Here is a 10,676-nt window from a genome sequence, read left to right on the forward strand (position 1 = left end):
GAAAAGAAATTATACTAATGGTCTTATTTTTGATATTGTGATTTATACAAAAATCAAAAATAAACTTACTCTTATGAAAAAACTATTATTAGCATTCGGGCTATTTGCGGGTGTACTTTCGTATGCGCAGGCATGGACAGGAAAAGGAGACCAGAAGCTTCAGGTAGGTCTTAACGCTTGGGGTAACGGAACCGGGATCACAGGAACCTATGACTATGGTTTGTCAAAAATCGTTTCACTCGGAGGTGGAGCCAATATCTATTTCAGCGGTTACAAGGATGATAACAAGGATAATAACTTTTTCCTTTTTGGTAGAGTTAACTTCCACTTACAGGATCCTTTGAATCTTCCGAGCCAATGGGATATCTATCCTGGAGTTGATCTTGGGGTTTTGGGCAGAGACTTTGGATTAGGGGTTCACCTGGGAGTGAGATATTTCTTCAACCAGAATGTTGGTGCTTATATCGAAGCCGGAAACAACGGAAGCATAGGTGTTTCTTTCAACTTCTAAATATTACTGGAAAAATATAGAAAAAGCATCTGGTTTCAGATGCTTTTTTTGTTTGAGTCTCAACTGGATAATTTTTCTACTGGTTCACAGTACTAATAATTAAAGGATTTTTCTATAATTTTAGTCGTCACATGCGTTCAATCTTGAGTATAATAATTAACGTTCCAAGGATTTGGAAATGCTTTTTACTAATTATTCTTTGAGCTTAATATTCTTATTCTGTGGTGGAAGCGGAACATAACCGTCGTCATTAATCACTTTTGGGAACTCGTGGTTTTGCCATTTCGTTTTGGCGTCTTCTATGATTTCTCTGGAGGTTCCAACGAAGTTCCAATAAATATACCTCGGCTCCGGAAAAGGCTGGCCTCCGAAAATGTAAACCGTAGAATTCGGTTTCAAGGTAAAGTGGCAAAGCTTTGCATCTTTGGCGATCAGGATATGTTTCGGCGTGTAAAGGTTGCCTTCACTTTCGATGTTGCCTTCCAATATATAAAGAGAAGATTCCCCGAAAAGATAATCTCCGAGTATAATTTCTCGGTCTTCCTGAAGTGTATTTTTAACTTCCAGAAAATAAAGTGGTGAATAAACAGGAACCGGAGATTTGCGCCCTAGAATTTCGCCCGCAATCAGTTTATAATTGATTCCGTTGTCTATCCAGCTTGGGATATCTTCTTTGTTGATATGGAAAAATTCGGGTTCCATGGTTTCCAGTTCTTTCGGAAGAGCGACCCAAATCTGTAACCCGTGGAGATTCTTGTCGGTGGTTCTGAGATATTCCGGTGTTCTTTCGGAATGGGCAACGCCTTTTCCGGCGGTCATCCAGTTTACTGCGCCTTCTTTGATTTCGATTTCTGTTCCGATGGAATCCCTGTGGATGATGCTGCCTTCAAACAAAAAGGTGAGTGTGGAAAGTCCGATGTGCGGATGCGGCGGCACATCCATATTTTCATAATCTTTGAGCGCAGCCGGCCCCATGTGGTCTATGAACACAAATGGTCCAACGCTTCTCTTCTGGGAGAATGGCAATAACCTGCCAACCAAAAAGTTGCCGATATCTGCTGCTCTTTCTTCTATTATCATTTCGATATTTGACATAGTTTCATTTTTAAATTTGATTTAAAATTAATCATTTATTATTGAATAATTGTTATTAGGAAAGAAACCGCTGAATCTCTTGCAGCCCGGCTTGAACGGAGCTCTTTTTATGTTGTTGCGATTCGTATAGTGTCTACTGACAGCCTAAGTTCGTTCGCAAGAACAGAAAAAAGCGGGAGTGGAGACGGATAAGCCTCCCAAATAAAAAAATAAGAATGAGTGAACATTTGGCAGAAAAAGGCGTTTTTTTACATTGGTATAGTTTCTGACTAAATGATTACCTTTGCGTACCTATAATTTTAACAACCGTCAATGACACTTACACAATTATTTCAATTTATATTAAGTATCTCGATACTTGTAACTTTACACGAAATCGGGCACTTCCTGCCGGCAAAATGGTTTAAAACCAAAGTAGATAAATTCTTTTTATTTTTTGACCCTTATTTTTCACTCTTTTCCATGAAGAAGATCAATGGGAAATGGCAATACAAATTCCTTTCTAAAAACCAACCAACGGAAGAGGAAATAGAAATCGACGGGAAAAAAGTCCTTCAGCCTATAGATGTTTCCACGCTTCCGGATAACGACTGGAGAAAGCATGAAGGTGTCAAATACGGACTTGGCTGGCTGCCGTTCGGTGGTTATGTGAAAATCGCAGGAATGGTGGACGAAAGCATGGACACCGCCCAGCTTTCAAAACCTGCTGAACCGTGGGAGTTCCGTGCGAAACCAGCTTGGCAGAGACTGATCATAATGCTTGGCGGGGTGACTGTCAATTTCTTTTTGGCCTGGTTAATCTATTCTTCTCTTTCTTATTTAAAAGGAGAAACGTACCACGATAATTCAAAATTCGAGAATGGAATTGCGGTTTCCGATGCTGGTAAAAAGATGGGATTGCAAACCGGTGACAAAATCCTTAAAATCGACGGAAAACCTGCTGACAGAATGGAGACGTCTACGATCAATATGCTTTTTGCAAGCGAGGTGACGGTTATGAGAAATGGAAAAGAAGTTACCTTCCCAATCAATGAAGATGGTGTTGCAGAGGTTCTACATGCCAACCAGGCGAAACTATATTTCATGAACCGTTTCCCTGCGGTTGTTGATAGTATCCTTCCTAATAAAGCGGCGATGAAGGCCGGATTACAAAAAGGCGATGAAATCGTGGCTGTCAATGGAAAACCAACTGTCTACTTTGACCAGTTAACAGAAGAACTACAGGCTAATAAAGGAAAAGCTGTTGAACTGGAAGTTCTCAGAAATAAACAACCTTTAAAACTGACCGCTAATATCGGGCAGGATGCTAAACTAGGTTTTGGCTTCGATGCCAATGTGGCTCAAAAGTATCTTGATCAATCCAAGGTTACGAAAAAATATTCTTTCCTGGAAGCGATACCGAGAGGTTTTACGAGGACGATTGATGTTTTGACCATGCAGATCAAGCAGTTCAAAATTATCTTCAACAATAAAACCCAGGGTTATAAAAAAGTGGGCGGTCCGATTGCTATTATAAAACAAATGCCGGAAACCATCAACTGGGAATTTTTCTGGGGTTTCACTGCGATGTTTTCTGTTTGGCTGGCATTCCTTAACCTGATCCCGATCCCGGGACTGGATGGCGGTCACGTGTTGTTTACATTGTGGGAAATCATCACAGGAAAGCCTGTTCCGCAAAAAGTTCTGGAAAACGCACAAATGATCGGTGTTATTTTCTTATTAGGCCTTATGGTGTTAATATTTGGGAATGATATAGTTAAGTGGATAACCGGAAAATTCTAGTAAAAATTCAGAAAAAAGTTTCAGAAAAAATTTTGGAGTTTTTAAAAAAGTTTCTATATTTGCACACGCTTAAAGCAAAAAGGAACATTCCTCTTTAGCTCAGTTGGTTAGAGCATCTGACTGTTAATCAGAGGGTCGCTGGTTCGAGCCCAGCAAGAGGAGCACTGAAAATGAGACACTTACAGAAATGTGAGTGTCTTTTTTTATATTTGTCACGAACATTTCACGAACAAAAGTATTTTATTTTAATGCTATTTTTGTGTAAGAATATTTTAGTACGTTATCTATGACTGACTTCTATATCGCAACATATATTCTAATGGTAACCTTTACAATCCTTGTCCCCTTCTATCTTGCAGGGCGGCTTTGGTTTGCGTTCAGTCCGTTTGCGATAAACTATTACTCCAAGGAAAGGGCAAACTGGTATAACGACTGGAACACCCAGCGGTTTTTAATCGTTTTGAATTTATTTTTGGTTTCATTGTCGCTTTCCTTTTTCTGGGGCGGGAAAATACTGGAAGATATCCATGCCGAGAAGATCGACTTTACCCAAATCCTATTCTATATCATTCTTCAAATTCTTGCCGTAATACTGTTCGAGGTAAAAATGGAACACCCATTTAAGCCAATTCAGGCATTCAAAAAATTCAAGAAAAACAGTTATAGCGAAAGGTTTGAGTTCCGAGAAAAGCAAGACGCGGCAGATAAAATAGAACACCATTCCAATGAGTTAAAAAGAGAATTTTTGAAAGTTGGCACTAAGATTTCAAACGAATTAAATAATCAACAAATCATTTTATCTGAAACCAACGAACTCGCAAAACACAACAATAATATCCTACAGGAATCCGATTTTGCTTTTGAAATAAAAAAGAATCCGAATATGGTCATTGATGACATTTTGCGGGATTATTTTATTTCTAAAGATTCCGAGAGGGATTTATCGGACTTTTTACTGCGGAAGAAAAACTCTGGAAAGATTCTGTTTACAAAGCCTGCAAGGAACGGCGTGAGCGTACAGCCTATTTTGGACTTTTTCTCGACCTTTACTAATGTTATGGAAAGTTGTAAATCCGGCACAATAACCCAAGCCGAAACCTGCAAAATTATCAACGCCGTCACCTCGGCAAAAGACAGGCTCGGAAATATCGCAGAAGAGCCAATAAACAGCAGGAACCTCTCAAAATATCTTTCCAACAGCGATGTTCAGGATGATATATAGTCTAAAATCCAAAAAAACATTTTCTCTTTAAAAATCATATTTGTCTGATAACCAGAATTATAAAGGCGACAGTTAGTCGCTTTTAATGGTTTATTGACTAAACCATTATAAAACAAAACCTCCTATTGAACGCACATTTCTTTAGGTTGTTTTATTTTACAAAAAACTTTTAAGTCGCTTTTAGGCGGCTATTTCTTTGGGAAATATCTTGGCCTCAACAAAATTCAACGAAATGAAAGACCAAGAAAGACTAGCTGCGCTAGAAAGCCAAATGTCCACCTTGGTAAACTCGCAAAAAGAGTTTACCTCCAAGGCGCTACAGATGCTCGCCCTCGGAACCAAGAAGATCTATTCCAAGGAAGAGGCCGCGCTGTTCCTCAACCTGGATCCGGACTATCTCTACCAACTCAAACACCACGGCAAACTGAAGGCCTACAAAAAGAAGGGGCAAAAGAAAATCTACTTTCGCAAAGAAGATCTGGAAGCTTATCTTCTGGGGGATAATGTGGAGGAAATACAAAATGATGACTACGATGCATTCGAGCAGGAAATTCTGGAGCGATGGAAGAAATAACCAACAAGCCGGCTGAGGAGCACAAAATCCCTGTTCTGTACCAAACCGCTTCCGAGACCACTACCATTTTCGATATGGTGATCAAGTATCTGGAAAGCAAGTATGACCTTCGCTTTAACGCCATCGCCCTGGAGATAGAAATATCGCTCAAGGGAAAGGACGACTGGACAGAGCTAAACATCAACTCCCTGCTGATAGAACTCGTACAGGCCGGGATGCAGATCACCATGCAGAAGCTGGAGATCCTCGTTCGGAGCCACCTGATAAAGAGATACAACCCGATAGCGGAATACTTTGAAAAGCTCACCGGCTGGGACGGCGAAGACCATATCAGGAAGCTGGCGGGATTTGTTCGGACCAACGACAGCGAAGCGTTCCGCTACCACCTCGAGAAGTGGCTGACCCGCGCCGTGCTCTGCGCCCTGAAGAAAGACTATGTCAACAAGCAGTGCCTCGTGCTGGCAAGCTCCAAACAGAACACGGGCAAGACCACCTTCCTGCGGTTCCTCATCCCAGACGGGCTCGGGGATTATTATTCCGAAAATGTCACAGTGGACAAGGACGGCATCATCGCCATCTGCAAAAACTTTATCCTCAATGCCGACGAGCTGGCCGTCCTGTCCAAATCGGATGTCAACACGCTGAAATCCTTTATCTCGATGGGCGGCGCAAAGGTGAGGGTGCCTTACGGGAGAAAGCCGGAGAACATGGACAGGATATGTTCCTTTGTTGCCTCCACCAACAGAACAGATTTCCTTACCGACGAGACAGGAAGCGTAAGGTGGCTGGTTTTCGAAGTTTTAAACATTGATTTCGCCTATGTGGAGGAAATAGAAATAGACAAGGTATGGGCGCAGGCGTACCACAATGCTTTTGAAAGAAAAAATTACCAACCGGAAATGACTCTCTCGGACATAGAGGCTAATGAGCTGAGGAACGAGCAGTTTTCCCAGCTTTCACTTGAGCAGGAAATCGTTTCCGCACACTTCGAGAAATCGAAGGACATCAAGGATTTTCTTACGGCGACGGACATCGTTGTGGCAATGAACAACGCCCTGAATTTAAGATTGAACAACATCAAGGTCGGAAAGGCGCTCACCAGGCTCAAGTATGAAAGAATCAAGCATCCGAAACTCCAGGTTTACGGCTACCTGATCCGAAGAAAGATTGACTGAAAGAAAGTTTAAATCCTTGACATTCAATTTATCCTACCTACTTACCTAAGTGGACTTACAGAACTCATTTTCAAATTTTTATGAAGGTAATAAAATAGATAAGACTTTACCTAAACTACCATAGTTAAAGAAGGGATCCAATTAACAGGTAACAACAAGGTAAGTCATTAATTAATATAACTAACTGATATTCAATATTTAGGTAGGCAGGTATGGAAAAACGGTAAAAACATAACTGGATATAAAAAAAATAAACTTTAAAAAACACAAAAAATGAACTGCAAACAAGCGAACGAGAATATCAGCATCAAAGAAGTAATGGAAAGTTTTTCTCTATTCCCAAGCAAAGAACATCCGAAAACAGCCTATTATTATGCTATCAATCGACAAGAACGAACGCCAAGTTTATTAGTGAATTATGTGAAAAATATTGCCTTTGATTTTGGCACTGGAAAACAATACGATGTCGTGTCGATAGTTCAGGAGCTCAAACAATGCACTGTATCCGATGCTCTTGAATATCTTTCTCGTTTCGATTTTTCTTATAAAAAGCCGAGTGTGACGGAAGCAATTACTGCTGAAAATACAAATCAAATTCTCGAAGTAAAGGAAGTTATTCACCCGGCATTGTTAGACTATTTGAAATCAAGAAAACTCGAGTCACAAAAATCGGAATTGAGCGAAGTCTACTACCGGATTAACGACAAAAGATATTTCGGGCTCGGTTTTAAAAACGATTCGGGAGGCTACGAGATCCGCAGCAGGTTTTCCAAAATCTGTCTTGGAAAAAAGGATATCACCACGATAAAAAATAATTCTGAAAACCTAAAGGTTTTCGAGGGCTTTACCGACTACCTTTCCAATAAAATTTTAGAACCGGAAAAGACACCTTCCGACAATCTAATTCTGAACTCTGTCGCCATGGTTCACAAGGCATCAGGGCTTTTTGGAAATTATAAATCTGTCGAAATGTACTTGGATAACGACCGCGCCGGCGAACAGTGCAGGGATTCAATTTTGAAAATATTCCCGGAGGCAGATGACCGGTCGAATGAATATTTCCCTCATCAAGATCTGAATGATTTCCTGATATCACAAGAAGAAAAGACACTTGAAAATAAGCTTGAAAAAAATCAAACAGCCATACACGAGCCCGAGGGAAACAGGAATATTTACAGGAGAAAAAGATGAAGATTCATACAAGCCGGCCTGCGCAAAATAAGCACAGGTGGAATACTCTAAAAAAGCTGGGTAAAAACTTGCCATGTATTTAGTGCAAAAAGTACCCAATGTTTACAACAAGCGTGGGGCTTGTCGTAAAAATCGGGCTTTTTGGTTTCCTCCTATCGTCGGAAACGCATGTCTGGAACTACGATTCAAGCCCATAGTTTAAAATTATAAAAAAATTAAACACCACATAAACACAATATGAAAAATGACTTTTTAAAACAGTTTGTAAGACAGATTTCCGAGCAGCAAATTGCCAAGGTTGCAGAAGAAAAAAGAAAGAACCGGTTCCGAGAAATTGGTCGAAAGGGAGGTTTGAAAAAGAAGACGGCGAACCAATTTTCGAAGGTAGTCTCAGTTCGTTTTACCGAAAAGGAGTTTGAGAAAATTCGAAAGGAAGCAGAAAAATATAACCTGAAAATATCCAAATATTTAAGACTGATTTCTACCGAAAAGGAAATTAAAGTTAACGAGTTTCAAACCGATGCGGTTCTGTTGAATTACGGCAACAACTTTATAAGGATATCCAATCTGCTCAGGAACAGAGAATGGAACGAGTTTGAAAACAAGAAAGAGATCCTTGAAGAAATTCACACCGTCACCAAATTAATCAGAGAATTCCTCTACCAACAAATCATCAAGCATGAACAATTCGGCAACGACGAGGAGGATCAGTAAGATTGCGATTGAATACAACGGCAATGACAAAGGCACGGCGGAATGTGTTTATTCCAACAACCTGCTTTCAACAACACCGGAGGAACAGTTTGCGGAAATGAAGTTTATTGCCGAGAGAAATCCCAATGTCAAGAAATGGGCGCTCACCGGCTACATTTCTCCACCAAAGGAAGTCGGCGACAGTCTGACGAACGAAGAGTTGAAGGAACTGGCTTTAAAATCATTGAAGGATGTGGGACTTACGGAAAATAACCAGGTCGTCCTGGATGTCCACAATTCCACGAAGCAGAAACATATCCACTTCATCGTGAACCGCATAGATGTTTATGGTAAATGCACGGTAAAATCTGCCAATATCGGGAAACGCTTTGGTGAATCGGTTCGAAATGTCTGCAAAGAGATGAATCTCAAAACAGATGTGGAAATCGGAAAGGAGAAAAAGCAGCAGATGCTGAAAGTGCTGCAAAACTGTCTGAAGGTCTCAAGAAATTTTGATGACTTGGTCGATTATATGCGGCGATGTGGTTACAGAGTGACGCTTTCGCAGAATGTGAAGGAGGGTATGTCGGGGATGCGGATTGTCCGGCTAAAGGACATCAACGACCAAACCCAGAGGCAGTACCATCCAGGTTACAAACTTTCGGAGATCACCAGCAAACTGAAGATTAAGGACATCAAAGAAATCCTAAACCGGAATGCGGAAAACCACCAGTCGGCAATTTTCAGTCAGAGTAATCCGCCAACGAACGAAATAAAACATCCGGAAAAATCAGCCCTCAAGGAGATTGAGAATGCTGTGAAGGAACTCCTCAAACCGAGCTACGCACCGGCGGCAGACGATGAATTGCTGAGGAAAAGAAAAAGAAGGCGATAAGTTTAAAAAAACATCAATAAAAAAAGAAAATGAACAACAACGAATTTAACAACCAAGAGAATACAGAAAATTATTCTTCACAAGATGCAGGCATCGAACTTTTGCACCGCGTCATAGAAAGCAATAAGGCGGTAGAAATTTCGGGGAAGGCGATTTTCCACATGTACTGCGACATCAAGGAGGATGTTAAGAAAATCCAAGCACTGGCACATGAAGAAAATCTCAAACGGCAGGAATTGCTTAAATCCATCCCAAACAATATTATCGCAGAATTATCTCCGGACGGTGTAAAGCATCTGGAAAAATTCCATCATAGATCACATACAGTTAAATATTGGTTTTTCGGAATCTTAGCTATGCTGCTGGTTGCATTTTTTATTTTAACAGCAACTGTTTATCTAGGAAAAAACTGGTACCGAGAGAGCATCCGCACCAAGACCGAGGTTCGAGAGGAAATACTTTCCGAAATTAAGAATGAAAACAAGGCGATTTATGAAACCGAGCAGGTAAAGCAGCTGGAACATAACACCACGCTGATGAACAAATGGATGAAGAAAAATCCAAAGGACGCAGAAAAGTTTTTGAAGTTTAAGGAGGGGTATGAGAGTAGGTAGACTAAAAATTATTTGTCCATTCTAAAATAATTCCCTATCTTTGTGCTGTTTACTTACAATGGTCGGAAATTTTAAAATACTGTTGCTTTCCCTTACACTCGCGTTATTTCTGGCGCCAGGGATTTCTCAGGCTTGCAGTACAAAGGAGAAGCAGGTTATTAAAACCGCGACCAGTTCGCAAACTTTCATAAAACAGTCATTCGCACAGATACAGCCGTCTTGCGACAGCGGCGATTGCAAAGATGAGTGCTGTCACCCCAAATCACACAATTGTCAAACGGAAGGATGCTCAGGAAACTGTAGCGGAAACCTTTGCAGTTCTGCTCAATACACTGTTTTAGCGGATAGTAAATTTTTAGAGGATTCTAAAAATGAAGACTCCGGCTATTATAGCAACAATTCCAATTTCTATTATCAGAATCCCCATTACTCTGGTGGATTCCATACCATTTGGGAACCGCCCAAAATAGGTTAATCACTTTCTTTTACAGCCCGAATTATGCCCGGTCGTGAAGTGTTTTTTAACACTTTATCGCTGTTATTTTCGCGGCGCTGTAAATGAATTTGAACTTCTACTACTCTTTTAAGAGTAAATCTTTCAAAATAGATTCCTTTTGATTAAGGACACTTTTGAAGATCTGGATGTTCGTAAGCAGTTTCTAAAAACGGAAGCTTAAATTAACCTGTAATCTAAAATTTAATGAAGAATATTCTTTTGGGAATACTGGCTTTTGCATCGGTATTTCTCGTTTCCTGCAACAATTCAAAAGCCGAAAATACACAAATCGCGGTCGCAAAGTTCACCACGGGCGATATTGTTCCGCACGATCAGGTATGTATGGTAAACAACGCCTATATGGGTAAAAAACAACTCGAAGTACAGCACGACGGTAAAACGTATTACGGCTGCTGCGAAAACTGCAA

The 10,676-nt window shown here is 40.5% G+C and carries 11 protein-coding genes, 1 tRNA gene and 1 pseudogene; 12 read left to right on the top strand and 1 reads right to left on the bottom strand.

What is annotated here, in order from left to right; all coding sequences use genetic code 11:
- Positions 1-73 precede the first annotated feature (73 nt).
- Positions 74-511 (top strand): DUF6646 family protein, encoded by a 438-nt coding sequence (locus tag BUA97_RS07365; RefSeq protein ID WP_072997240.1) that lies wholly within the window; start codon positions 74-76, stop codon positions 509-511.
- A 192-nt stretch (positions 512-703) separates the two neighbouring features.
- Here BUA97_RS07365 and BUA97_RS07370 read toward each other — a convergent pair whose 3' ends face one another.
- The gene (locus BUA97_RS07370; RefSeq protein WP_072997147.1) at positions 704-1,606 is read right to left on the bottom strand and encodes a pirin family protein; all 903 of its coding nucleotides are present in this window, start codon (positions 1,604-1,606) and stop codon (positions 704-706) included.
- Between the two features lie 312 nt (positions 1,607-1,918).
- Here BUA97_RS07370 and rseP point away from each other — a divergent pair, with 312 nt between their 5' ends.
- From rseP to BUA97_RS07425, 11 genes and pseudogenes are all read left to right on the top strand, one after another.
- Positions 1,919-3,388 (top strand): RIP metalloprotease RseP, encoded by a 1,470-nt coding sequence (gene rseP, locus BUA97_RS07375; RefSeq protein WP_072997148.1) that lies wholly within the window; start codon positions 1,919-1,921, stop codon positions 3,386-3,388.
- 88 nt (positions 3,389-3,476) lie between these two features.
- Positions 3,477-3,550: transfer RNA gene (locus BUA97_RS07380), tRNA-Asn, on the top strand.
- A 124-nt stretch (positions 3,551-3,674) separates the two neighbouring features.
- Complete coding sequence (locus BUA97_RS07385) at positions 3,675-4,610, top strand: hypothetical protein (protein ID WP_059344232.1); 936 nt, start codon at positions 3,675-3,677, stop codon at positions 4,608-4,610.
- Positions 4,611-4,842: 232 nt separating this feature from the next.
- The gene (locus BUA97_RS07390; protein WP_059344231.1) at positions 4,843-5,184 is read left to right on the top strand and encodes a helix-turn-helix domain-containing protein; all 342 of its coding nucleotides are present in this window, start codon (positions 4,843-4,845) and stop codon (positions 5,182-5,184) included.
- On the top strand, positions 5,172-6,359 hold the full coding sequence (locus BUA97_RS07395; RefSeq protein WP_072997150.1) for a VapE domain-containing protein: 1,188 nt from the start codon (positions 5,172-5,174) through the stop codon (positions 6,357-6,359). Before BUA97_RS07390 ends, BUA97_RS07395 begins: the two co-directional genes overlap by 13 nt.
- A 273-nt stretch (positions 6,360-6,632) precedes the next feature.
- Positions 6,633-7,550, top strand: coding sequence for a toprim domain-containing protein (locus tag BUA97_RS07400; protein WP_072997151.1), 918 nt, complete (start codon positions 6,633-6,635; stop codon positions 7,548-7,550).
- Positions 7,551-7,787: 237 nt separating this feature from the next.
- Entirely contained in the window at positions 7,788-8,264 is a 477-nt protein-coding gene (locus BUA97_RS17300) for a plasmid mobilization protein (protein WP_072997152.1), read from the top strand.
- On the top strand, positions 8,230-9,138 hold the full coding sequence (locus BUA97_RS07410; protein ID WP_072997153.1) for a relaxase/mobilization nuclease domain-containing protein: 909 nt from the start codon (positions 8,230-8,232) through the stop codon (positions 9,136-9,138). The genes BUA97_RS17300 and BUA97_RS07410 overlap by 35 nt, the downstream gene beginning before the upstream one ends.
- Before the next feature lie 29 nt (positions 9,139-9,167).
- Complete coding sequence (locus tag BUA97_RS07415) at positions 9,168-9,752, top strand: hypothetical protein (RefSeq protein WP_072997154.1); 585 nt, start codon at positions 9,168-9,170, stop codon at positions 9,750-9,752.
- Positions 9,753-9,810: 58 nt separating this feature from the next.
- Positions 9,811-10,227, top strand: a complete 417-nt coding sequence (locus BUA97_RS07420; RefSeq protein WP_031504494.1) for a hypothetical protein — start codon at positions 9,811-9,813, stop codon at positions 10,225-10,227.
- 225 nt (positions 10,228-10,452) lie between these two features.
- Positions 10,453-10,676 (top strand): annotated as a pseudogene (locus BUA97_RS07425) (hypothetical protein); the annotation flags it as partial.

It is taken from the genome of Epilithonimonas mollis, assembly GCF_900142325.1.
In the GTDB taxonomy this organism is placed as follows: domain Bacteria; phylum Bacteroidota; class Bacteroidia; order Flavobacteriales; family Weeksellaceae; genus Epilithonimonas; species Epilithonimonas mollis.